This window comes from Cobetia sp. D5 (assembly GCF_035666195.1).
Taxonomy (GTDB): Bacteria; Pseudomonadota; Gammaproteobacteria; order Pseudomonadales; family Halomonadaceae; genus Cobetia; species Cobetia amphilecti.
This window is the reverse complement of record NZ_CP142020.1, coordinates 4014173-4036906: the sequence shown is the minus strand read 5'-3', so window position 1 is coordinate 4036906 and position 22734 is coordinate 4014173. Positions and strand designations below refer to the sequence as shown.

23 protein-coding genes are annotated in these 22734 nt (G+C 52.5%); 18 read left to right on the top strand and 5 right to left on the bottom strand.

Annotated elements, in window-relative coordinates; all coding sequences use genetic code 11:
- Positions 1-4: 4 nt before the first annotated feature.
- The 11 genes from rplR to rplQ all read left to right on the top strand — a co-directional run bounded on the left by rplR (position 5) and on the right by rplQ (position 6018).
- Positions 5-355, top strand: a complete 351-nt coding sequence (rplR, locus tag U0O11_RS16740; protein ID WP_024950667.1) for a 50S ribosomal protein L18 — start codon at positions 5-7, stop codon at positions 353-355.
- 11 nt (positions 356-366) lie between these two features.
- Positions 367-867, top strand: coding sequence for a 30S ribosomal protein S5 (gene rpsE / locus U0O11_RS16735; RefSeq protein WP_054556902.1), 501 nt, complete (start codon positions 367-369; stop codon positions 865-867).
- Between the two features lie 6 nt (positions 868-873).
- On the top strand, positions 874-1056 hold the full coding sequence (gene rpmD / locus U0O11_RS16730) for a 50S ribosomal protein L30 (RefSeq protein WP_024950669.1): 183 nt from the start codon (positions 874-876) through the stop codon (positions 1054-1056).
- Between the two features lie 3 nt (positions 1057-1059).
- A complete protein-coding gene (gene rplO / locus U0O11_RS16725; protein ID WP_043334834.1) occupies positions 1060-1494 on the top strand; it encodes a 50S ribosomal protein L15 in 435 nt (144 codons plus the stop codon).
- Positions 1495-2829, top strand: coding sequence for a preprotein translocase subunit SecY (gene secY, locus U0O11_RS16720; RefSeq protein ID WP_043334831.1), 1335 nt, complete (start codon positions 1495-1497; stop codon positions 2827-2829).
- 34 nt (positions 2830-2863) lie between these two features.
- Complete coding sequence (gene rpmJ / locus U0O11_RS16715; RefSeq protein ID WP_077373351.1) at positions 2864-2977, top strand: 50S ribosomal protein L36; 114 nt, start codon at positions 2864-2866, stop codon at positions 2975-2977.
- A gap of 131 nt (positions 2978-3108) precedes the next feature.
- The gene (rpsM, locus tag U0O11_RS16710) at positions 3109-3465 is read left to right on the top strand and encodes a 30S ribosomal protein S13 (RefSeq protein ID WP_024950672.1); all 357 of its coding nucleotides are present in this window, start codon (positions 3109-3111) and stop codon (positions 3463-3465) included.
- Between the two features lie 30 nt (positions 3466-3495).
- The gene (rpsK, locus tag U0O11_RS16705) at positions 3496-3879 is read left to right on the top strand and encodes a 30S ribosomal protein S11 (protein WP_043334827.1); all 384 of its coding nucleotides are present in this window, start codon (positions 3496-3498) and stop codon (positions 3877-3879) included.
- A 12-nt stretch (positions 3880-3891) separates the two neighbouring features.
- Positions 3892-4512, top strand: a complete 621-nt coding sequence (gene rpsD, locus U0O11_RS16700; RefSeq protein WP_043334824.1) for a 30S ribosomal protein S4 — start codon at positions 3892-3894, stop codon at positions 4510-4512.
- Between the two features lie 74 nt (positions 4513-4586).
- Positions 4587-5585: a DNA-directed RNA polymerase subunit alpha gene (locus U0O11_RS16695; protein ID WP_043334822.1), complete on the top strand. Its 999-nt coding sequence runs from the start codon at positions 4587-4589 to the stop codon at positions 5583-5585.
- Between the two features lie 46 nt (positions 5586-5631).
- Positions 5632-6018 carry a 50S ribosomal protein L17 gene (gene rplQ, locus U0O11_RS16690; RefSeq protein WP_043334820.1) on the top strand — a complete coding sequence of 129 codons (387 nt, stop codon included), beginning with the start codon at positions 5632-5634 and terminating at the stop codon, positions 6016-6018.
- A 184-nt stretch (positions 6019-6202) separates the two neighbouring features.
- On the opposite strand, the gene uvrA is transcribed toward rplQ, so the two are convergent.
- Positions 6203-9082 (bottom strand): excinuclease ABC subunit UvrA, encoded by a 2880-nt coding sequence (uvrA, locus tag U0O11_RS16685; protein ID WP_324690811.1) that lies wholly within the window; start codon positions 9080-9082, stop codon positions 6203-6205.
- A 207-nt stretch (positions 9083-9289) separates the two neighbouring features.
- On the opposite strand from uvrA, the gene U0O11_RS16680 reads away from it, so the two are divergent.
- The 6 genes from U0O11_RS16680 to U0O11_RS16655 all read left to right on the top strand — a co-directional run bounded on the left by U0O11_RS16680 (position 9290) and on the right by U0O11_RS16655 (position 16938).
- Positions 9290-10705 (top strand): MFS transporter, encoded by a 1416-nt coding sequence (locus tag U0O11_RS16680; protein ID WP_052384727.1) that lies wholly within the window; start codon positions 9290-9292, stop codon positions 10703-10705.
- An 87-nt stretch (positions 10706-10792) separates the two neighbouring features.
- Positions 10793-11449 carry a single-stranded DNA-binding protein gene (ssb, locus tag U0O11_RS16675; RefSeq protein ID WP_278421209.1) on the top strand — a complete coding sequence of 219 codons (657 nt, stop codon included), beginning with the start codon at positions 10793-10795 and terminating at the stop codon, positions 11447-11449.
- 142 nt (positions 11450-11591) lie between these two features.
- On the top strand, positions 11592-12911 hold the full coding sequence (locus tag U0O11_RS16670) for a site-specific integrase (protein ID WP_324690807.1): 1320 nt from the start codon (positions 11592-11594) through the stop codon (positions 12909-12911).
- A 28-nt stretch (positions 12912-12939) separates the two neighbouring features.
- Positions 12940-14481: a site-specific integrase gene (locus U0O11_RS16665; protein ID WP_284893609.1), complete on the top strand. Its 1542-nt coding sequence runs from the start codon at positions 12940-12942 to the stop codon at positions 14479-14481.
- On the top strand, positions 14474-16531 hold the full coding sequence (locus U0O11_RS16660; RefSeq protein ID WP_324690804.1) for a hypothetical protein: 2058 nt from the start codon (positions 14474-14476) through the stop codon (positions 16529-16531). The genes U0O11_RS16665 and U0O11_RS16660 overlap by 8 nt, the downstream gene beginning before the upstream one ends.
- Positions 16531-16938 carry a hypothetical protein gene (locus tag U0O11_RS16655; protein ID WP_284893603.1) on the top strand — a complete coding sequence of 136 codons (408 nt, stop codon included), beginning with the start codon at positions 16531-16533 and terminating at the stop codon, positions 16936-16938. The genes U0O11_RS16660 and U0O11_RS16655 overlap by 1 nt, the downstream gene beginning before the upstream one ends.
- Before the next feature lie 167 nt (positions 16939-17105).
- Here U0O11_RS16655 and U0O11_RS16650 read toward each other — a convergent pair whose 3' ends face one another.
- From U0O11_RS16650 to U0O11_RS16635, 4 genes are all read right to left on the bottom strand, one after another.
- Positions 17106-18233: a DUF3800 domain-containing protein gene (locus tag U0O11_RS16650; RefSeq protein ID WP_284893600.1), complete on the bottom strand. Its 1128-nt coding sequence runs from the start codon at positions 18231-18233 to the stop codon at positions 17106-17108.
- 80 nt (positions 18234-18313) lie between these two features.
- A complete protein-coding gene (locus tag U0O11_RS16645) occupies positions 18314-19261 on the bottom strand; it encodes a DUF4365 domain-containing protein (protein WP_284893597.1) in 948 nt (315 codons plus the stop codon).
- A 134-nt stretch (positions 19262-19395) separates the two neighbouring features.
- Positions 19396-19962 carry a hypothetical protein gene (locus tag U0O11_RS16640; RefSeq protein WP_284893594.1) on the bottom strand — a complete coding sequence of 189 codons (567 nt, stop codon included), beginning with the start codon at positions 19960-19962 and terminating at the stop codon, positions 19396-19398.
- Between the two features lie 89 nt (positions 19963-20051).
- Positions 20052-20642 carry a hypothetical protein gene (locus tag U0O11_RS16635; RefSeq protein ID WP_284893592.1) on the bottom strand — a complete coding sequence of 197 codons (591 nt, stop codon included), beginning with the start codon at positions 20640-20642 and terminating at the stop codon, positions 20052-20054.
- Between the two features lie 1479 nt (positions 20643-22121).
- On the opposite strand from U0O11_RS16635, the gene U0O11_RS16630 reads away from it, so the two are divergent.
- Positions 22122-22415 carry a hypothetical protein gene (locus U0O11_RS16630; RefSeq protein ID WP_284893589.1) on the top strand — a complete coding sequence of 98 codons (294 nt, stop codon included), beginning with the start codon at positions 22122-22124 and terminating at the stop codon, positions 22413-22415.
- The last annotated feature ends 319 nt before the right edge of the window (positions 22416-22734 follow it).

The following is a 22734-nucleotide window of genomic DNA, read 5'->3' as shown; positions in this document are numbered from 1 at the left end:
GGTTATGAACGCGAAGAAAGAATCTCGTCTCCGTCGTGCCCGCCGCGCTCGTGCGAAAATCCGCGAGCTGGGCGTGTTTCGCCTGTGCGTGAACCGCACCCCGCGTCACATCTACGCGCAGATCATCTCGCCGGATGGCGGCCAGGTCCTGGCCACCGCATCCACGCTCGACAAGAGCCTGCGCGAAGGTTCTACCGGTAACTCGGACTCCGCCGCCAAGGTGGGTGCTCTGATTGCCGAGCGCGCGAAGGAAGCGGGTATCAAGCAAGTGGCTTTCGATCGCTCCGGGTACAAGTACCACGGTCGCGTGAAGGCCCTGGCCGATGCCGCACGTGAAGGCGGCCTGGAATTCTAAAGGGTTTTACGATGGCGAATATCGAACAGAAGGGCGGTGACCTGCAAGAGAAGCTCGTGCAGATCAACCGCGTCGCCAAGGTAGTCAAGGGCGGCCGTATCTTCGGTTTCACCGCTCTGACTGTCGTTGGTGACGGCAATGGTCGTGTTGGCTTCGGCCGTGGCAAGGCACGTGAAGTGCCGGTCGCGATCCAGAAGGCAATGGACCAAGCTCGTCGCAACATGATCAAGGTTGACCTGAAGGGCCACACCCTGCAGTACCCGGTGAAGGCTCGTCACGGCGCATCCAAGATCTACATGCAGCCAGCGTCCGAAGGTACCGGCATCATTGCCGGCGGTGCGATGCGTTCCGTGCTCGAACTGGCAGGCGTCCATGACGTCCTGGCCAAGTGCTACGGTTCCACCAATCCGGTCAACGTGGTGCGCGCGACCATCAACGGTCTCGCTGCCATGAAATCTCCGGAAGACATCGCCGCCAAGCGTGGCCTGTCTGTCGACAAGATTGCGGGGTAAGGCACCATGGCAGCTAAGATCACGGTAACCCAGATCCGCAGCACCATCGGCGTCCTCGAAAAGCACAAGGCCACTATGAAAGGTCTTGGCCTGCGCCGCATCGGTCACACTGTCGAGCTGGAAGACACCCCCGCGGTACGCGGCATGATCAACAAGGTTCACTACCTTGTCCGTGTTGAGGGAGAGTAATCCATGAAATTGAATACCCTGAGTCCGGCCCCGGGCTCCAAGCACGCTGCAAAGCGTGTCGGTCGTGGTATCGGCTCCGGTCTTGGTAAGACCGGCGGTCGTGGCCACAAGGGCCAGAAGTCCCGTTCCGGTGGCAGCGTCAAGCCGGGCTTCGAAGGCGGTCAGATGCCTATGCAGCGTCGCCTGCCGAAGTTTGGTTTCACTTCCGCGAAGTCTCTGATTTCCGAAGAAGTGCGCCTGAGCGAACTGGCACTGGTAGACGGCGAGATCGTCGACCTCGAAACGCTGAAGAAGGCCAACGTGCTTCGTGATTCCACGAAGTTCGCGAAGGTCATGCTCTCCGGCGAACTGGACAAGGCAGTCACGGTTCGCGGCATTAAGGTCACCAAGGGTGCCCGTGCTGCGATCGAAGCTGCCGGTGGCAAGGTAGAGGACTAAATGGCTAAGTCAGGAAACGTACCGGCGATGCAGGGAAGTGGGTTGAGCGAACTCTGGGCGCGTTTGCGCTTCGTGTTCATCGCCATCGTGGTGTACCGAATCGGTGCACACATCCCCGTTCCCGGTATCAATCCTGACCAGCTTGCTGCCTTGTTCAGGGAAAACCAGGGCACCATCCTGAGCATGTTCAACATGTTCTCCGGTGGTGCACTGGAGCGAATGAGTATCTTCGCGCTGGGCATCATGCCCTACATATCCGCGTCGATCATCATGCAGCTCCTGACGGTGGTCTCGCCTCAGCTTGAGCAGTTGAAAAAGGAAGGCGAGGCCGGCCGTCGCAAGATCAGCCAGTACACGCGCTACGGCACGGTAGTACTGGCCCTGGTCCAATCGATCGGCATGGCAGTCGGACTGGTCGGAAACGGTGTCGCCTATTCCGCTGACTTCAGCTTCTACTTCACCGCCGTGAGTACGTTCGTGGCTGGTGCAGTGTTCCTGATGTGGCTGGGAGAGCAGATCACCGAGAAGGGTATCGGCAACGGGATCTCACTGATCATCTTTGCTGGTATTGTCGCCGGGCTGCCGAGTGCCATCGGCCAGTCTTTCGAACTGGCGCGCAATGATGGTGCCTGGAATGTGCTTCCGCTGCTGGCGCTGACGCTGCTCGCAGTCATTACCGTTGCCTTCGTGGTGTTCATCGAACGCGGCCAACGCCGCATCACGGTGAACTATCCGCGCCGTCAGGTTGGCAACAAGATGTATGCAGGTCAGAGCAGCTACTTGCCGATGAAGGTCAACATGGCCGGGGTCATCCCGCCGATCTTCGCGTCAAGCATCCTGCTGTTCCCTGCGTCGATGGGTCAATGGTTTGGCCAGAGTGAAAGCATGCAATGGTTGCAGACGGCATCTCAGGCTCTCGGGCCGGGTCAGCCACTGTATATCTTGCTTTTCGCTGCCGCTGTAGTATTCTTCTGCTTCTTCTACACGGCGCTGGTCTTCAATCCGAAGGATGTTGCTGACAACCTCAAGAAGTCAGGAGCGTTTCTGCCGGGTATTCGCCCAGGCGAACAGACCGCCCGTTACATCGATAAGGTGATGACTCGCCTGACGCTGTTCGGCGCCCTCTACATCACCCTAGTCTCCCTGATGCCTCAATTCCTCGTTGTTGCATGGCAGGTTCCGTTCTATTTCGGCGGCACCTCTCTGCTCATCGTGGTCGTGGTGGTCATGGACTTCATGGCCCAGGTGCAGTCGCATCTGATGTCAAATCAGTATGCGTCGGTGATGAAGAAGGCCAACCTCAAAGGCTATGGCAGCGGTGGCATGATGCGCTGATTGCGCAGCCCCTGTTAGCAAACTGGAGAGAACGATGAAAGTTCGAGCTTCCGTCAAGAAAATTTGCCGTAACTGCAAGATCATTCGGCGTCGTGGCGCAGTGCGGGTCATCTGCACTGAGCCCCGCCACAAGCAGCGTCAGGGTTAATTCCCTCGACCCGCTTAGCTGAATACAAGCTCGGGTGCTGGCATACCCCCTTGTTCCCAATGGGATCAAGGGGTATGCTATTGCGCCCTTTGTGGATGTAAAATCCGCCGCTAACCTTTCGGAGAAAACTGATGGCCCGTATTGCTGGCGTCAATATCCCGGACAACAAGCACGCGGCGATCTCGCTGACTTATATCTTCGGGATTGGCCGTACGCGTGCACAGCAGATCTGCGCCGCTCTCGGTTTAGAACCGAGCGTCAAGATCGCTGATCTGTCTGTTGAACAACTGGACCTGGTTCGTGCCGAGGTGGGTAAGTACACCGTCGAAGGCGACCTGCGTCGTGAGATCACGCTGAACATCAAGCGTCTCATGGACCTCGGTTGCTATCGTGGCCTGCGCCATCGTCGTGGTCTTCCGTTGCGCGGTCAGCGCACCAAGACCAACGCACGTACACGCAAAGGTCCGCGTAAACCGATTCGCAAGTAAACGAACTGGCGTTTAGACAGGAAACATCTAATGGCTAACCCGAGTAAGCGCAAGAAGGTTAAAAAGCAGGTAGTGGATGCCATCGCGCATATCCACGCCTCTTTTAACAACACTATCGTGACGATCACAGACCGCCAGGGCAATGCTCTTTCCTGGGCAACTGCCGGTGGTTCGGGTTTTCGTGGTTCTCGCAAGAGCACCCCGTTCGCTGCGCAAGTCGCAAGTGAACGTGCAGCGACCGCTGCAGCCGAATATGGTGTGAAGAACGTCGACGTGCTGGTCAAGGGCCCGGGTCCGGGTCGTGAGTCCGCCGTGCGTGCTCTCAATGCCGCAGGCTTCCGCGTGCAAAGCATCACCGACGTGACCCCCATCCCGCATAATGGGTGCCGTCCGCCGAAGAAACGCCGCGTTTAAGGAGACAGACTCATGGCTCGTTATATTGGACCGAAGTGCAAACTGTCTCGTCGTGAAGGCACCGACCTCTTCCTGAAGAGTGGCGTGACTCCGTTCGAGAAGAAGTGCAAATCCGAACAACCCCCGGGTGTTCATGGCCAGCGCCGTCAGCGTCTTTCAGACTACGGCCTGCAGCTGCGTGAAAAGCAGAAGGTACGTCGCATGTACGGCGTGCTGGAAAAGCAATTCCGCAACTACTACAAAGAAGCCGCTCGCCTCAAGGGTGCGACCGGTGAGGTTCTGCTCCAGCTCCTCGAGACTCGTCTCGACAACGTCGTCTACCGCATGGGCTTCGGCTCCACGCGTTCCGAGGCACGTCAGCTGGTCAGCCACAAGGCGATCGCCGTGAACGGCCGTACCGTCAACGTTGCTTCCTTCAAAGTGAAGGCTGGCGATGTGGTCACCGTTCGTGAGAAGGCCAAGAACCAGGCTCGCATCCAGCAGTCTCTGGCACTCGCTGCCAACCGCGGTGATGTCTCCTGGGTCGACGTCGACTCCAAGAAGATGGAAGGCACTTTCAAGGCTGTCCCCGAGCGTGGCGACCTGTCTGCCGATATCAACGAAAACCTGATCGTCGAGCTGTACTCCAAGTAATGTAACGCCGGGCCGATTCGTCGGCCCGGCTGGAGTACCCAGATTATCCGTTTGGCAGCCTTAAAGGTGTTCTTATGCAGCGCTCAGTGACAGAGTTTCTCCGTCCTCGCGATATCAAGGTCGAGGAAGTCAGCGCCCATCACGCGCGAATCGTCCTCGAACCCTTCGAGCGTGGTTTCGGCCACACCCTGGGGAATGCTCTGCGTCGCATCCTGCTTTCTTCCATGCCCGGCTGTGCCGTCGTGGAAGCTGAGATCGAAGGCGTTCTGCACGAGTACAGCGCCATTGAAGGGGTGCAGGAGGATGTAATCGAAATCCTGCTGAACCTCAAGGACGTGGCCATCAAGATGCATGGTCGCGACGAAGCTGTGCTGGCGCTGAACAAGAAGGGCCCGGGTATCGTGACTGCTGGCGACATCGCTGGCGACCACGATCTCGAAATCGTGAATCCGGATCACGTCATCGCTCACCTCAATGATGGTGGCGAGCTGAAGATGCAGCTCAAGATCGCTCGTGGCCGCGGCTACGAAGCGGCAGATGCTCGCATCTCTGCTGATGACGAATCACGTGCCATTGGCCGCCTCCAGCTGGATGCGACCTTTACCCCGGTTCGTCGGGTCTCCTATGCCGTCGAGGCTGCGCGTGTTGAACAGCGCACCAACCTCGACAAGCTGGTGATCGACCTGGAAACCGACGGCACACTGGATCCGGAAGAAGCGATCCGCCGCTCCGCAACTATCCTGCAGGAGCAGCTGGCAGCCTTCGTTGATCTGGAAGCAGACAAGGAACAGGAAGTCGAAGAAGAGGAAGATCAAATCGATCCGATCCTTCTCCGTCCCGTAGACGATCTTGAGCTGACTGTTCGCAGTGCGAACTGTCTCAAGGCCGAGAATATCTATTACATCGGTGATCTCATTCAGCGCACCGAAGTTGAGCTGCTGAAGACCCCGAATCTCGGCAAGAAGTCCTTGAATGAAATCAAGGACGTGCTGTCCGCGCGTGGTCTGTCCCTCGGCATGCGGTTGGAAAACTGGCCGCCCGCAAGCCTGAAGGACGACAAGGCTTCCGCTTAAGGAAGCCCGGTCGGCTCAAGCCCCAGACTGGTAAGGAATCACAACCATGCGTCATCGTAAGAGTGGTCGTCACCTGAACCGTACCAGCTCTCACCGTGAAGCCATGTTCAAGAACATGTGCATCTCTCTGGTAGAGCACGAAGTCATCAAGACTACCCTGCCGAAAGCCAAGGAACTGCGTCGTCATATCGAGCCGCTGATCACCCTGGCCAAGCAGGACACCGTTGCGAACCGCCGTTTGGCGTTCTCTCGCACGCGCTCCAAGGAAGCGGTCGGCAAGCTCTTCAATGAGCTCGGCCCGCGCTACACCTCCCGTCCGGGCGGTTACCTGCGCATCCTGAAGTGCGGCTATCGCGCCGGTGACAATGCCCCGATGGCATTCGTCGAGCTGGTCGATCGTCCGGTTGCCTCCGAGGCAGCGGGCGAAGAGTAAGCTTCGGCTTGCTTCGTCCACAAGAAAAGGCCAACCCTCACGGGTTGGCCTTTTTTTATGCCTAGCAGTTGGCCGGGTGACACGGGCGTGTCATTTGCCGAAAGGTTCACCTCGCCCCGGGGTGTGTTGAGAGTGTGCTGGGGCGAGGTGAATCAGAGGAGCTGAAGGGGACGTGAGCCGGCGCCTAGCTGCTGGTCTCGGCCTTCTTCTTGCTGCTCGCGGTGGCACTGGTGGCTTTCTGGCGCTCCAGCAGCGGGGCCAGGAAGCGACCGGTGTGCGAGATCTCCTGCGTGGCCAGTTGCTCCGGCGTGCCTTCGGCGATGATCTGGCCGCCGCCTGAGCCGCCCTCCGGGCCGAGGTCGATCAGCCAGTCGGCGGTCTTGATCACATCCAGGTTGTGCTCGATCACGACCACGGTGTTGCCGTGATCGCGCAGGCGGTGCAACACGACCAGTAGCTGGCGAATATCCTCGAAGTGCAGACCGGTGGTCGGCTCATCGAGAATATAGAGCGTCTTGCCGGTATCGCGCTTGGCCAGCTCGCGCGCCAGCTTGACGCGCTGGGCTTCACCGCCGGACAGCGTGGTCGCACTCTGGCCGAGGCGGACGTAGGAGAGGCCGACATCCATCAGCGTCTGCAGACGGCGGGCGATGGCCGGAACCGGCGAGAAGAACTCCAGCGCCTCCTCGATGGTCATCTCCAGCACTTCGTGGATGTTCTTGCCCTTGTACTGCACTTCAAGCGTCTCGCGGTTGTAGCGCTTGCCCTTGCAGACATCGCAGGGCACGTACATGTCGGGCAGGAAGTGCATCTCGACCTTGATCAGGCCGTCGCCCTGACAGGCCTCGCAGCGGCCGCCCTTGACGTTGAAGCTGAAGCGGCCCGGCTTGTAGCCGCGGGCGCGTGCTTCCTGGGTGCCTGAGAACAGCTCGCGAATCGGCGTGAAGATGCCGGTATAGGTCGCCGGATTGGAGCGCGGCGTCCGCCCGATGGGGCTTTGGTCGATATCCACCATCTTGTCGAACAGGTCCAGCCCTTCGATGGTGCCGTAGGGCGCGGGCGTGAGGGTGGTGGCCCGATTGAGCTCACGCGCCGCCAGTGGCATCAGGGTGGCATTGATCAGCGTCGACTTGCCCGAGCCCGAGACCCCGGTGATGCACGTCAGCAGGCCTGTCGGCAGCGTCAGCGTCACATCCCGCAGGTTGTTGCCGGTGGCACCGGTCAGGCGCAGCACCTTGTCAGGGTTGGCCGGAAGGCGGTAGGGCGGCACGGCGATCTCGCGCTCGCCGCTCAGGTATTGTCCGGTCAATGAGCCTGGCGTGGCCTCGATCTGCTCCGGCGTGCCCTGGGCGACGATCTCGCCACCATGCACGCCGGCGCCCGGGCCGATATCCAGCACGTGGTCGGCGGCGCGAATCGCATCCTCATCATGCTCGACCACGATCACGGTGTTGCCCAGGTCGCGCAGATGGATCAGCGTCTTGAGCAGGCGATCATTGTCACGCTGATGCAGGCCGATGGACGGCTCATCGAGGATGTACATCACTCCGACCAGGCCGGCACCGATCTGGCTGGCGAGACGGATACGCTGCGCCTCTCCGCCAGACAGGGTGTCGGCGCTGCGCTCCAGGGTCAGATAGTCGAGGCCGACATTGACGAGAAATTCGAGGCGCGCCTGGATCTCATGCACGATCTTGGCGGCGATCTCGCCCTTGCGTCCCGGCAGGCTCAGCTTGCCGAACTCTTCCCACGCCTCGCCGATCGGCTGACGCACGACCTCGGAGAGTGTGCGGTCATCGACATAGACGTTGCGCGCTTCACGACGCAGGCGCGAGCCGTCGCAGCTCGGGCACGGCTGGACCGCCAGATAGCGGGCGAGGTCCTCGCGCACCATGTTGGATTCGGTCTCGCGGTAACGACGCTCCATGTTGGGCAGCACGCCCTCGAAGGGGTGCTCGCGGGTCACCTTGCGGCCACGGTCATTCACGTAGCTGAAGGCGATGTCCTCGCGGCCACTGCCATTGAGCACGGCGTCACGCGCTTCATCGCTGAGCGACTCCCAGGCCGCTTCCAGCGCGAAGCCGTAATGCTCGGCAACGGCCTGAAGCTGGCTGAAGTAGTAGACGCTGCGACGGTCCCAGCCCTTGATGACGCCTTCGGCCAGTGACAGCTCAGGATGGCTGATCAGCTTATCGGGATCGAAATATTGCTTCACGCCGAGGCCGTCACAGGTCGGGCAGGCGCCCGCCGGGTTGTTGAAGGAGAACAGGCGCGGTTCCAGCTCGGCCAGCGCATAGCCACACACCGGGCAGGCGAAGCGCGAGGAGAAGACGAGGTCTTCCTGTTCGCCATCCATGAAGTGCAGGCGTGCGCTGCCGTCGGCCAGATTCAGCGCGGTCTCGAAGGATTCGGCCAGGCGCTGCTTGAGGTCTTCGCGCACCTTGAAGCGATCGACGACGACGTCGATGTCATGCTTCTTGTTCTTCTCCAGCGGCTTGAGGTCATCCAGCTCGACGATCACGCCGTCGATGCGTGCACGCACGAAGCCCTGGGAGCGTAGCTCTGACAGCAGCTGGAGGTGCTCACCCTTGCGGCCACTGACCACCGGTGCCAGCAGCATCAGCTTGCTGCCTTCCGGCAGGGCGAGCGCCTGATCGACCATCTGCGAGATGGTCTGGGCTTCCAGGTCGATCGCGTGGTCCGGACAGCGCGGCGTACCGGCGCGTGCATACAGCAGGCGCAGGTAATCGTAGATCTCGGTAATGGTGCCGACGGTGGAGCGCGGGTTGTGCGAGGTCGATTTCTGTTCGATGGAAATCGCCGGCGACAGACCTTCGATATGGTCGATGTCCGGCTTTTCCATCATCGACAGGAACTGACGTGCGTAGGTGGACAGTGATTCGACGTAGCGCCGCTGTCCCTCGGCATAGAGAGTGTCAAAGGCAAGTGATGACTTGCCGGAACCGGAAAGTCCGGTCACCACGATCAGCTTGTCACGCGGCAGTTCGACATCGATGTTCTTGAGGTTGTGGGTGCGCGCACCCCTCACCTGAATCCTGTCCATTGCCACCTCGGGCTGCGTCGATAAAAGCAACGATTATAAGGCGCGGGTGAAACACCCGGCAAAGGCTGCATGCTTTCAAAGCCGCCAAGCGGGCCTTAGAATATGCAGTCCATTGGTGGGCGACCATCGTTGGACGTCACATCTCGGCGACCCACGTGGTCGGCCTCCCTCTTCTTGACTGTCATGCTCCGGAGCCCGCCGCCGCCCATGAAAACCTCTCGACTGCTCGCGCCGGAACGCCGCGCCATCGTCGGCCTTGCCAGCCTCTATGCGACTCGCATGCTGGGGCTGTTCATGGTGTTGCCGGTGCTGGCGCTCTATACCCGTGATCTCGCCGGTGCGACGCCGACACTGGTCGGTGTGGCGCTGGGTGGCTACGGGCTGACCCAGGCATTGCTGCAGATTCCGTTCGGCTGGCTGTCAGACCGACTGGGGCGCAAGGCCGTGATCGGCTTCGGGCTCGGGTTGTTCATTCTGGGCTCGCTGGTCGCGGCGACGGCCGACAGCATCGAGATGATCATCCTTGGACGCTGTCTGCAGGGCAGCGGCGCCGTGGCGGGAGCGATCATGGCACTGCTGGCCGATCAGACCCGGGAGGAGGTTCGCACCATGGCGATGGCCTCCATCGGCATGTCGATCGGGGTCGCCTTCGCGCTGGCGATGGTCGCAGGGCCACTGGCCGCAGATGCCTTCGGCCTGTCGGGGGTCTTCTGGTTGACCGCCGTGATGGCCGTCGCGAGCCTGTTCGTGCTCTGGAAGCTGGTGCCAGCTGCGCCCAGGCGTCAACATCAGGATGTGGGGCTTGATAGGCGCCAGCTCAAGGGTATCCTCGCGAATTCCGCATTGTTGCGCATGGATGTGTCGATCTTTGCGCTGCACATGATCCTGACCGCCTGCTTCGTGGCCATTCCCCAGCAGCTGGTCAATTTCGGCATCGCCCCGGCGCATCACGGCTGGATCTACCTGCCATTGATGGGGCTGGCCTTTGTCGCCATGCTGCCACTGGTCATCGTGGCCGAGAAGTATCGGCGCATGAAGCCCGTCTTCCTGGGGGCCGTCGCGACCATCGCGACAAGCTTGCTGCTGCTGGGAGTCGATGGCATCGAGCATGCGGGGCTGGCGATGTTCCTCGGCCTGCTGTGGCTGTTCTTCGTCGCCTTCAATCTGCTTGAGGCGACCTTGCCGTCGATGATCTCCAAACTGGCCCCGGCCGGCGCCAAGGGCACGGCGATGGGGGTCTATTCCACCAGTCAGTTCCTGGGCGCCTTCGTGGGCGGTGTCGGGGGCGGCTGGTTGACCGGGCATTTCGGTCTGAGCGGCGTGTTCTTCGCCATGGGGCTGGTCGCCATTCTGTGGCTGGCCGTGGTGTGGGGCATGCAACCGCCGCGACATCTGGGCAGTGAAGTGATCGGCCTGTCACCCGAGGCCTCGCAATTGTCGGCCGTCGAGCTGCAGACACGCCTGCTGGCGATCGCCGGCGTGGAAGAGGCGCTCGTGGTGCGTGAGGAACGGGTCGCTTATCTCAAGGTCACACGCGATACACTGGATGATAAGGCGCTGGCCCGCTTCACTCGCCAGCGTGATGACGAAACTCCGGCAGGCGCGGAAGTGCCTGCCAGCTGAACCCTGACATCGGCAACACATTGCCGGTGCACTCGATACCTTCTCCGGTGCCCATGGCGCGCCGGTCTATTTGCAGGAGTAATCTTCATGGCTCGTGGCGTAAACAAGGTCATTCTGATCGGTAATCTCGGTCAAGACCCGGAAGTTCGCTTCACCCCGTCCGGTAGTGCGGTGTGCAACCTGAACCTCGCGACGACGGATACCTGGAATGATCGCCAGAGCGGTCAGCGTCAGGAACGTACCGAATGGCACCGTGTGGTGATGTTCAACAAGCTGGCTGAAGTGGCCCAGCAATACGTCAAGAAAGGCTCACGCCTGTATATCGAAGGCCGCCTGCAGACGCGCAAGTGGCAGGATCAGAACGGCAATGACCGTTACAGCACCGAAATCGTGGCCAACGATATGCAGATGCTGGATACGCGTGGTGAAGGTGGCGGCGGCAACTTCGCTGGTGGTCGCCCGCAGCAGGCGCCTCAGCAGGGTGGCCAGCAACCGGCCGCAGCCCCCCAGCAGGGTGGCCAGTTTGGTGGTCAGCAGCCGGCCCCGCAGCAAGGTGGCCAGTTCGGTGGTCAGCAGGCGGCCCCTCAGCAAGGCGGTCAGTTCGGTGGTCAGCAGCCGGCCCCTCAGCAGGGCAACAACTTCGGTGGCCAGCAGCCTGCCCAGCAGAACAACTCCCAGAACAACAATTTCGGTGCGCCGCCCGCGGGCAGCTTCGATGATTTCGATGATGAAATCCCGTTCTAGCCAATAGCTTCAGAGTAGAGTAGATAAAATGATAGGCAAGTCACTGATTCTTCAGTGGCTTGCCTTTTTTTGTGTGCAGAAAAAAGTGGAGAAAAGATTTACTAGTACTACACTCAAAAAAAGGTAGAGAAAAGAGGGAGCCATGTCGACACTCACAATCAGGGTCCTAGAGGGAGGGGAGCGTACTCCGTTCCTGCTGGATGACAGCGGTGTTCCGATGTTCTATCCGACTCTGTTCACCACGGTGCGCTTACGTAACGCGGGTGCTGCGGTCAACACCATCAGGAACAAGCTTGCCGACATCCTCGTTCTACTACTGTGGGAGGCTCACAACCGGAGGGACCTGATCGCTGAATTCTCCCAGTCTCGCTTTCTGTCTCTCCCCGATGTTCTATCCCTACGGGACTTCATGAAACGCGACACACGCGACTTGAAACCCGTGAAACCGCGTAGGGGGGCCGCACCGATTCATGCTTTCCTTGAGGCGCACGTGGGGCAAAGCGGTACACAGGCATCGGTCTGTGCCTCACACCACTTCAACCGAATGACCACCTTGGCCGAGTATCTCGAGTTTCTGGCAACCGTACTGACTCAGCATAAGCAGAGTAACGACGATTCGGATGCGATCAAGAAGATGGTGACGAGCATTCGTAACCATCGGCCGCGTGGGCTCATGGGGTATTCGGACGGTGATCCTCATGACAAGTCTCCTCCCTCAGAACTCATCGATCGCTTCATGGCCGTGTCCGCTGTCGATCATCCTCACAACCCGTTCCGCGACCCAGGCGTTAGGTTGCGCAATGCGATCCTGTTTGGGTTGCTGAGGCATACGGGAATGCGACGTGGAGAGCTGCTGAGCGTCCGTACAGACCTCATTGAGTTCGGTAATGAGCCCTTGGTCTGGTTACGCCGCAATCAGGACGATATCAGTGACCCTCGTCCCTATCAGGGGGTCCCCAAGACCAACGAGCGTGCTTTACCGTTGCCGCGGGCCCTTGCAGATCAAATCCAGGACTACATCCTGAACGTTCGTGCAGGCATTCCAGCGGCGCGACGGCACCCGTACCTGATTGTGTCGCACAAGAAAGGGCCTGGATATGGCAACCCCCTGTCTGCTGCGGCCCTTGGCACTCAAATCATGTGCAAGATGCGTCAGGTCGACCCCGCCTTTTCTGCAATCCATCCACACGCCTTTCGGCATCACTTCAACTATGAGCTGTCTCAGCAAATCGATGAGCACAATAGGAAAGCGCGTAGTGGTAGTGCCGAATACGCGATGCTGGAGCCTATTAGTGAGGCTAGAGAGTTGGATATTCGGGCGATCTTGAATGGCCATCGAAGTCGAGAGTCTGGAGTTGCCTACAACCAACGTCATATTCGTGAAACCGCTAATCGGGCTATTCGCGAGCTACAGGCGGGAATGATGTCGACTGATCCTTCAAGGGGGGAACATGATCACTAGCGCTAAAGAATGGCCCCAAGAGAGGTCAGTGGATCAGCAGATTTTATCTAAAGACGGATATGCTTTCTCCTTGTCAGACCCCCTTTGGAAGCTGAATAAAGATGTAAAGTTGTCAGTTGGGTTTGTATCCGATCTGCCGGAGCCGACGCAGAGTGGCTTCCGTTTAACATTAGCTCGATATGCTGAAGAGTTCTCAGCAAAGCATGCCGAAAATATGACAACAAGATTTAAGAGGTTCCTTAACGATACTGGTGCGAACTCTGTATCGTCTGAAGCACTGCTGAACTGGCGCTCGAGCTTACAAAAGGAAGAGCAATGGTATCTCGGAGGGCTCAAAGGCTTCCTGTTAGCGTGGCACGATTATGGCTTCCCCGGTGTGAAGAAAGATGTGGCCGATTTGTTGCGGGAGTGGCGGATAAAGGGAAACGAGAAGGGTAAGGCAGTAATAACGTCATGCCCCGAGACGGGGCCTCTAACAGATCTTGAAATCCAATCTCTGTTGAATTGGGCCAATATGGCAGCTGCCCAAAAGAAAATCAGTCTTAGTGAATATGCCTATTTGCTGACACTAGCTATGACAGCCAGAAGGCCCGTGCAGATTGCAGCTTTGCGTGGGAAAGACCTTCTCAAGGAAACATCCAACGACATATTACAGTATAAGATACGTATTCCTCGCGCTAAGCAAAGAGGAGGTAGATTTCGCCATGCCTTTCGCACGCTGGCTGTTATTGAAGATTTATACCAAGTACTCAAGCATTTGCATCTAGAATCGGTTTCTCAAGTAGAGAGCGTAATTGGCAATAAGCTAGATTCCGAACTCTGTAATGAGATACCTATCTTTATCAACCCGCTAGCGTTGGAAAATATATCTGATGCTATCGATGTTACAGAGCTTCTGATGGGAGCTCGCCCTGATGCGTTGCATGCGACTACAGCACAACTTGCACGGGGACTCCAAAACCTGGCTCGATTGTCACAAGCTCGCTCAGAACGTACTGGCGAGTTTATTCGCTTATCAGCAACACGCTTCCGCTATACCCGAGGAACAAAACTCCGCCGAGAAGGTTTTGGAGCGCAGGTGATTGCTGAATTGCTAGACCATACGGATACGCAGAATGTACAGGTCTACTGCGAGAACACAGCCCAGGAAGCGGTTATCATCGATGAGTTAGTAGGGGCTAAATTGGCACCGTTTGCTCAAGCCTGTATGGGGACACTGGTTTGGTCGGAGCGTGAGGCTATACGAGGAAGTGATCCGGGAAGTCGAGTACCGAATCATCGACAGCAAGCTGTTGGTACTTGTGGTAACTATGGCTTTTGCGCCAGTGGATATCGTGCTTGCTATACCTGCCATCATTTCCAGCCTTGGGTTGAAGGCCCGCACAGAGAGGTACTCGTGGAGCTTCATGAGGAGAAGCGTCGCTCACGAGAGGCTGGATGTGATGAGCTGGTTGTGCAGGCAAATGATCAGTTGATTCTGGCTGTCGAGCATTGCGTATCTTTGTGTGAGCGGGCACAGCGGACTGATGTGCCAGCCGAGGAGTCAAATATGGAGAGAGATGATGGCTGATATAATCCAATTTGTTCCTCGAGTAGAGTCGGATGCAAAGCAGAATCTGAAAGATTTCATTTGTCTGGCCAAAGAGAAGCTGACGGCCTTTGAAGAGGGCGGTGGGTGGGATAGTGACCGGTGGCAGCAAGGCAAAACAGTTGCAGTATTTGCAACAAAGACTAAGCCTCTAGGTGCTTACACTTATACGCCGTTATCGGACCCGTATAGACAGTTTGCCAAGGCTTACATCCGCTATACTTTTAGTCACCGACCAGTTGTGTCGGTCATGTATGATTTGCATGCACTTCGGTGTCTTGAAGCTGCACTGCTAGATGTGCATGGCAAGGCGGATATCTCTCTTCTGAATCAGGTAGTATTGGATGTCAGTGCTGATAAGTGTCGAGAGTATTTTTCCAATTCGGATGTGAAGCATAAAACTGGGTTAAAAATTCAAAAGATTTGCGAATTTTGTGTCAAGCACAGCTTAGTGCCATCTCTTCCTCAGTGGAGATCCCCATTTACTAAGCCTAAGATTTTAAATAAAGCTCTTGATGAAGATGGTAGTAATCATAGGGCATCAAAAATGCCCTCGCATCAAGCTATGCTTATGGTAGCTGATCTATTTGCTAATGCAGATGACGTGGAGACACAATACTTCTCTAGCATCATGGTGTTACTTATGGTTGCTCCTAGCCGTATTTCCGAGGTGCTTGCGTTGCCTGTGAATTGCATAGGTTGGGAGGAAGACAATCAGGGGAGGCAACAGATGTTTCTTCGCTGGTATGCTGCGAAGAGTAAGGGAAATATGAAAAAGTGGATCATACCCGCTATGCATAGTGTTGTGGAGGAAGCAGTGCGGCGTCTTACCGTGATTGGCGAGCCTGCACGTATAGCGGCAAAATTCGCGTATAATAACCCTGGTCGTATTATGGGCGACGCGGGAGTGGACATATTCCCGAATAGTCAAAGAGACAATCAGCTTTCTCCTAAAGAACTAAGTGATATACTAGCATTATCATCTAGTCAGGGTAATGCCATTGATAGTAGTGGGAATGTACGGTGGGCATCGATAGGGGGTCAGAAGTGGCTTTCTAAGTTAGTGATAGACAATAAAATAACATATGGTCGGTTGGCAGATTTTATATTTAATACCTATTGTGGTGCAGAGTGGCCTTACTCAAGTAGTTTAGGTGAGGTTTTTATGTGGAATGCATTGTGTCTTCATCGTGAGGGCGAGTTTCACTCTACATTTAAAACGAAGCCATTTTCGTGGCGTCTGCCTACTACTACTGAAGTGAATAGTCGTATGCAGTCAAAGAGCAGCAATAGCCGGAGGTCTTTGTTTGAACGGTTTGAGCTTAGAGAGGTCGATGGCACACCGATTGTATTAACAAGCCATCAATTAAGACACTGGCTGAGTACTATGTCAGAGCGTGCTGGAATGGATGACTATACGCTCGCACAATGGGCAGGCCGTGCTCGGGTGAGCGATAACCGTTACTACGATCACCGTACCCCCGAAGAAAAATTCAACACAGTCCAAAAATTGTTGCATGCAGAGAAGCCTAGTGTCCTCGAACGGTTTCGAGGAAAGGCTCCCGTCACCTATAGTGAGCTAGGCATCGATCGGTTGGGTACGGCGAAAGCAACCCTCTATGGTATGTGTACGCACGACTACGCAATGGCTCCTTGTCAGAAACAGATGGAGTGTATGACCTGCAAAGAGCATGTGTGTGTAAAAGGGGATCATGTCACCCTCGAACGCATCAAGCGGCTTGAAGATCAGACGGAAGAGCTGCTCAAGCTTGCGACAGTGGCCCACCAGGACGGCATTTTTGGTGCCGACCGATGGGTAGATAATCACAAGTGGAAGCTGGCGAATGTTCGCGCTATGCGCATGACGCTTGAACAACCAGGTGTACCTGATGGCACGCTTGCAAGCATACCTAATGAACATGACCCCTCGGCTATTGAGCGGACGTTAAGGTCATTGGATATTACCTATGATCATGTTAGCGATCCTTTAGTAAAGCCCATTGTCTTTCAACCAACTTTAGGAGATTCGTGATGCCCAAGAAAATAGTAACTTCATCTACTCTGCCTAAAATTCTTAGGGAGCTGGATCGGTGGCAAGGAAAGCTAACCTGGCCTCTATTCTGTGAGCATATGGCTACCGTGTTAGGTATTTCGTCTATATCAAAGCATACGATGTATCAATATCCCGTTATCAAGACTGCTTTCAAAGAGCGCCAACTAGCCATCAGGGAGGATGTGAGCTCTTCTCCTCGCGATTTTACGCTAGAAGCAGCAAATAAACGCATATCTGCCTTGGAGGCTGAGGTCAAGCGCTTAGAAAAGACTAATAATCTGTTGTTAGATCAATTCAGGCGCTGGCAATATAATGCTTATTCGCAGAATATGGATGTGTCTCGGTTAAATCTTGATTCGCCTTTGCCGGAAGTTAATCGTAAATGATAAGTGCTATCAAGTTAATTCACTGTAGGAAGTGCCTGTTCAAAAGTAATCGTGCGCTCAGCTCCATATCCATCGAGCACCTATGTATTTTATCGCACAGGTGCTCAATATCGTATTATCGATAATGTACCAAAGCTTAAGACTAAGCATTTAGTAACTTAATGTTTTTACAATTTGCTATGCATAAAGCGAATGTTCTTCTGTACTTCATCCTCACTGACAACTCTGTGGAAAAAACCACGACTCACTTCGTCTGATTTATCAATCAATATTTTCAATAATTGCATGTTTGTTCTCTGTTGTGAGTCTAGGTTGCTCCTAATTACATCTAAGTGCTCGTGTTTCGTATCTGTAAGAAAGGCTGAATATTTTGCAAACAATCCCGCTAAAATATCTGAAATCTGAACTTCTACTGATTCTTTAGAATCTACAAAAGAATAATTTTTTATTGTTTCTCCTCGATCTAAAAGCTCGGTTTGGTTGAATATAGACTCAATTTCTTTTTCTACATCAAATATATGATTGGAGTTTTTAAAGAGGAATACATTCCTTAAATAAAATGTGAAAAAGTCAGAAATTAGAATGTGTTTTTCTTCATCCATTACAAACAAGAGCTCGTCTGAATTTAAAGCTTTCTCTACGAACATGTTTATATTATTCCTTCTCCACCTATCTAGACTCTCTGAGTTATTCTGAACGAAAGCAACTAAAAATATTGAGAAGTCCTTTATCTTGTTAGGCTTTATATCCGGATAATCAAATTCTCTAAGTTTTTCTAGGAATAGCTCTTCATTGCTTAGTATGACCTTGTATAAATCATTTTTTATCTGTTGATTAATTGTAATGTAGAAGCATCTTTCCTGTTCGGTTAAGTTTTCTATGATCGAGTCTACAATATCAGTAATTGACCAGTATAAAACATTTAAGGTGAAGCAGTGTATGTATAGTTCGTTATCTATAAGCCATTGCAATAGAATGCTTAATGTCTTAGATTTTAAAATATCTACGAATGAGCCTCTGCCAATATGTTTTAATTTAACTTCGTTGGTAGATTTTTGTAACTTTAGATTTATTATTAACGTATCAAAGTTCGCGCTATGATAACTACCTTTGTGCACGATTCCAGCCAATACAAAATTACCTGCTTTATTGACATTCAATCCCCGAGTAGTTAAATGTAGTTTCCTAATATTATTAGATTCATCGTAATAAAAGGTAAAGTTATCATCGACATGATCAAATTTCTCATGCGCAATAACTAAATCCCTAATTTCATTGATATCAACAAGCTGCATAACGTCTCCATAAATTTTATAATACCGCAGCGGGTAAGGGATTCGGTAGTTCGATCATGCGTTTGTAAGTATTAAGCTCTTTACCATTGTAAGTCATCCGCAGTAAAAACTTTACTTTGAAATTTGTTTTCCTCAAGTAGAAAGTCATCTAATTCTAAGAATGACTTTCCTAGATCGTTTAACTCTAGCTGTAATCGATAAGTAGCAACTTCACCATCTTCTTGGAAAGGCACTATACCTTCTGGTTCGTCGTACCATTCATCAAAAGACATACCATGAATTACTCTTCCTTCTTCTTCATCATAAGTCATGTAGCACTCGGCATCCCATTGCCCAATGCTAGCTTCACGATGAGCTTCTATATCTATCTTAACATCTGCCCAAGGCAAGAAAAATTCGAGGGCCTCTTCAGGTGACATTCCTGGGCAGTAGGTCATGGGCCAAGACTGACTCTCATCGTCACAGAATAATCTAATTTGGTATCTATTCAATGATTTGTTTATCCAATCATCAAATTCCACAAAAACATTACGCCCTTGGTTTAACTGCTCTATCCAGTAGCGATCAAGCTTTATTTTATTAAGTTTCTGTATGTATGGTTCCGGCTGAGTAATACTGCTTAGGGCTCTTAGGCTTCTATCATCCAAAATGTTTCTTTTGGGTATTTTAACTTTCCAGCCTATGCCAGTCGAAGTGATAGTATCCTTATTTATATGCTCCCAATATAACTTTTCCTCGTCGGTATTGTACATGACTAAAATGATCGGAAGAGTATGGTTGGACCAATATTTAATATGCTTGTCTTCTGTTCTGTAAATATATGAAGCTTCATTTTCTTCTGAAAAAAAACTCATACCAGATTTTATTTGTATGGCAATAAGTTGTCCTGTTGGATAGTGTTCTGTAGTGATCTCGACATGCGCATCTATTCCATAATCATGCACCGTTTGCTCTCTGAATAACCAGCCATGAGAAGCAAAGTAGTGTCCAAGCGCCGTAACACCTAATCTATCAGTACATGGCTGCATATTTTCAGTCTCCTAAATGTCTATTTAAATTCAAGCAGAGAATAGAGTTTAATGTTGAATCTGTTTTTAGTATTTTGCATAACGAATATGTCCTTTGGATTTATTGATACGTTGAGTTCTCTTGCCTGCACTTGTTATTTTCTTTGTTCATATTCACGGAGTGCCTGTTGAAATCGATGCGCCAAAGAGTTTGAATCCGATAAGGATTCTAGGCGACTGCCAACATGTTTAGCAAAATCCTCCAGAACATCCATACTGTTATCACTGGGAGTACTCGGCTTTGCGAGTGCCTCTCGAAGAGCCCTAAAGGTTTTAACGGACAAAAGAGACTCTTTGTCCTGGTCAGTTACTTTAGCCTCTAAATTGTGAGCTAATTGATTCCTGATTTTATTCAAGCGCCGAATTCCAACAACAAGTTCCTCGATCTCTGGGGAGTAATTTTCTATAAGCGCCAGTTTTTGCGCAAAAGTGAGTCGTGCTTTCTCCAGGTTCCCTAAAGCCGGATTAAATGTTACTAGGCATTCAGTAACAAAGTGCTCGACAAAAAGATGCGCGCGGAGAATGCGGCCTATGGCCCCTACATCTTGATTCCATTTATCATTAATCCGAGCAAGTTTTTGGTCCATTTCGTCATTGAGTTTTTGCGTGCCTCCAGAGAGTTCAATTACTCGCTTGGCAATCTCTGTATGATCAATGTCCATGCATCCCCCTTGGGATATAACGACGCCAGTACGCAAGGCTCTGTAGTGAGGGCGAAGCCGTAATGAAAAGACGTCTTTTAATTTTCCCCTCAGGCACCCAACGCTGAGAGAAGAAATGAGCCTATTGAGGCAATGCTACCGGCACTCGGCAAAGCGCCCAAAAGCGTTTCTACGACAACCTTGCTAGGTGCGCTTGATTCGAACTGACCCTCAATAGCATCAACCACTTCAAGAGCCGGCTTTTGATCCTGACCTGGAAGGAGGCGCTTCACTTCTGCTCGCAACATTGAAATATGCTCGGAGACATCGGAGGTAATATTAACTGTATTTACTGAATTGTCAGTAGAGTGATTGTTGACTCGAGCGTTGGACCCGGATATGTGATACGTGATGTTCTGAGCTGCCGCCTTGGCTTCTGGCACACCAAGTTTTCGATGGGTTATCTGGTAGTGAGCCTCAATACCATGGAAGCTCTCATGAAACCCCGGGTCGATTACCTCGTAAGTCTCTTTACCGCCGTTAGTCATCTTCCGCTCAATAAGGTCACCGGTTTCGATTAAAATATCGTACCGATATATGAAGATTTTTTTCGCCTGAACGTTGGCTTTAATTTCTTCTATTCGATCACCATTCTTTCTCTGAAGAGTGACGGTATCATTTAGCATGTTTGATAATTGCACGATGACTCCTTATATAAACTCATTTTTTAAAAATTTGCCATGATCGATATCAGACTTGATCGCAAGCTCACGTTTAACAATGTTGCTTAGCGTGTCGCTCATGCTCTAGACTATTGAAATACCGAGGCGTTTAGTATTATTCGTCAGTATAGCATCAGTCATCGCACATGCACATATACCTGATAAACATACCTGCTGTCTTTGGCCGCTTTGGGTTGAAACGGGTCATTGTTCTAGATTCTGTACGAAAGGCTATTTTTGCTAGTGTGACTCATGTATATCCAGCATAGGCGCGATATGGCAGATCGCTACGAAATCTCTGATCGCCAATGGCAGTTGATCGAAGATATTTTGTCACTAGCTCAATCGACGGGAAGGTCCAAGAAAGGCGATAGATAGTTGCTGAGCGACATCTTTTGGGTCCTCTGCTCTGGCGCCAAGTAGCGCGGCCTTCCCAAACGTTATGGCCGTTGGGGTACTGTCTATGCCAGGTTCCGACAATGGCGTAACGACGGCACTTTTGAGACGGTTTTGTTGCGTTTTCGGCTTCGCGAAGATGGCCAGATTGATTTCGAAACCTATATGATCGACTCAACCGCCGTCAGTGCAACATCTGCCTCCGCAGGTAGGGGACAAAAAGAGGGGTATGAAGAGACTTTAGACCATGCACTGAGCCGGAGGAGTACGGCATTACGACCAAAAATTCATTTGATTTGTGACCGTCCTGACTGGCCCATCTCCTGCACGCTTAGGGGGCAAGAGTCGGATGCGAGGTGCTTTAGGTCCACCTTTGTAAGGGCTCATTTAACGGAGCGTCTTGGTCGGCCACGTAAATATTACCGCTACATTGTGGCAGCCAAGGTTTATGATTGTGGCGAGTTGCTCCGTTACTGTGACCGCATACTAATCAAGCCGGCCATCGCTCAACGAAAGGTGAAGCGAAAACCCCGCCCAGGTCTCCCATATGTTTTCGATAAACTCATGTACCGTCATCTGAACATCGTGGAGCGCTCTTTCAGTTGGCTGAAGTGTTTCCTCGCATTGCGACGCGATATGAGTAGTTTGTCCGTAGCTTTTATGCGACGGCATGCATGGCTTACGTATGCCGCTGCTTACGAGCCGACTTTTGTACAGAGCCTAAGAAGCGGGCACAGACACATAAGGAACAACCATAGCTCCTGCATTTCGATATTGGCTCCCATCGCACTTTGCCTTTGTAGTCGATTAGTCTAATCCGGAGCCTTGAAAAAACTAACTTTTCTCCTCCTTGCTATTTAATATATCGTTTATTAAGTCTTTCTCTAGCCTCTTTCAACCGGTTTTAGCTCACAAATGGAGTATAACTAATTAATTTTCAGTTTACTCCGGTTTGGAAGGGTATTTTTCAAAAAAATAATTTATTGGTTTTGTTTGCTAGCTAATTGATTTGTTCTGAACAGCTAGTATTATGATTTACGGCTAAACTAATTAGGAGTGTAGATGATGACTACCAGTAAAGAAGTGTATGATTGTAGTGTAAAGGATTGGCTTATTGTTTCTGTGGACGATGATAAAGTCAAAGGAAGGTTTTTATATGGTATTGTAGTGTTAGATAAAGTAGGTAGGTTTAATGAAGGCGACTATGTTTTCACATCTCCTATATTGTCTATAGACGAAGAGTCATCTATTATACGAACATATAATAACAAGTATTTGGCTTTAGGGGAGGGTGAATCTGTTACTTACTCTTTTCCCCAAGCTATCTTACTTAAACAATTTGGGGTCTTATCTTGAATAGACTTATGTATATAGGTGACAAAATGACAAAAGAGCAAATATATATAAGGCTTTATAGAGTTATTTCTGATCAATACGATATTAGGAACAGTCTTCTATCGGTCGTAATTCGCGACTGTGTTGACAATAAGGGCACTATGCCCTCATCGTTAAGTAGTAGTGAGGTAGAAAGACAGTGTCCAGGTGTATTAGACATGATCTGTAAAAATTATTTTTTGATCATTGCGGAGGACAAGGAGTCTTTGTAATGCCTATATTCTACGTCTGGTTTTTTGAAGTCAGCATACTCAGGACTGTTACGTAGCAGGGCAGTCTC

Excerpts from the sequence above, each read along its gene's own strand:
- rpsE (WP_054556902.1), top strand. The coding sequence starts at position 367 with ATGGCGAATATCGAACAGAAGGGCGGTGACCTGCAAGAGAAGCTCGTG.
- U0O11_RS16670 (WP_324690807.1), top strand. The coding sequence starts at position 11,592 with ATGTCGACACTCACAATCAGGGTCCTAGAGGGAGGGGAGCGTACTCCG.
- rplR (WP_024950667.1), top strand. The coding sequence starts at position 5 with ATGAACGCGAAGAAAGAATCTCGTCTCCGTCGTGCCCGCCGCGCTCGT.
- U0O11_RS16680 (WP_052384727.1), top strand. The coding sequence starts at position 9,290 with ATGAAAACCTCTCGACTGCTCGCGCCGGAACGCCGCGCCATCGTCGGC.
- U0O11_RS16640 (WP_284893594.1), bottom strand. The coding sequence starts at position 19,962 with ATGGACATTGATCATACAGAGATTGCCAAGCGAGTAATTGAACTCTCT.
- U0O11_RS16695 (WP_043334822.1), top strand. The coding sequence starts at position 4,587 with ATGCAGCGCTCAGTGACAGAGTTTCTCCGTCCTCGCGATATCAAGGTC.
- ssb (WP_278421209.1), top strand. The coding sequence starts at position 10,793 with ATGGCTCGTGGCGTAAACAAGGTCATTCTGATCGGTAATCTCGGTCAA.
- U0O11_RS16645 (WP_284893597.1), bottom strand. The coding sequence starts at position 19,261 with ATGCAGCCATGTACTGATAGATTAGGTGTTACGGCGCTTGGACACTAC.
- U0O11_RS16630 (WP_284893589.1), top strand. The coding sequence starts at position 22,122 with ATGATGACTACCAGTAAAGAAGTGTATGATTGTAGTGTAAAGGATTGG.
- rpmJ (WP_077373351.1), top strand. The coding sequence starts at position 2,864 with ATGAAAGTTCGAGCTTCCGTCAAGAAAATTTGCCGTAACTGCAAGATC.
- secY (WP_043334831.1), top strand. The coding sequence starts at position 1,495 with ATGGCTAAGTCAGGAAACGTACCGGCGATGCAGGGAAGTGGGTTGAGC.
- rpsM (WP_024950672.1), top strand. The coding sequence starts at position 3,109 with ATGGCCCGTATTGCTGGCGTCAATATCCCGGACAACAAGCACGCGGCG.
- rpsD (WP_043334824.1), top strand. The coding sequence starts at position 3,892 with ATGGCTCGTTATATTGGACCGAAGTGCAAACTGTCTCGTCGTGAAGGC.
- U0O11_RS16660 (WP_324690804.1), top strand. The coding sequence starts at position 14,474 with ATGGCTGATATAATCCAATTTGTTCCTCGAGTAGAGTCGGATGCAAAG.
- U0O11_RS16655 (WP_284893603.1), top strand. The coding sequence starts at position 16,531 with ATGCCCAAGAAAATAGTAACTTCATCTACTCTGCCTAAAATTCTTAGG.
- uvrA (WP_324690811.1), bottom strand. The coding sequence starts at position 9,082 with ATGGACAGGATTCAGGTGAGGGGTGCGCGCACCCACAACCTCAAGAAC.
- rpsK (WP_043334827.1), top strand. The coding sequence starts at position 3,496 with ATGGCTAACCCGAGTAAGCGCAAGAAGGTTAAAAAGCAGGTAGTGGAT.
- rpmD (WP_024950669.1), top strand. The coding sequence starts at position 874 with ATGGCAGCTAAGATCACGGTAACCCAGATCCGCAGCACCATCGGCGTC.
- rplO (WP_043334834.1), top strand. The coding sequence starts at position 1,060 with ATGAAATTGAATACCCTGAGTCCGGCCCCGGGCTCCAAGCACGCTGCA.
- rplQ (WP_043334820.1), top strand. The coding sequence starts at position 5,632 with ATGCGTCATCGTAAGAGTGGTCGTCACCTGAACCGTACCAGCTCTCAC.
- U0O11_RS16650 (WP_284893600.1), bottom strand. The coding sequence starts at position 18,233 with ATGCAGCTTGTTGATATCAATGAAATTAGGGATTTAGTTATTGCGCAT.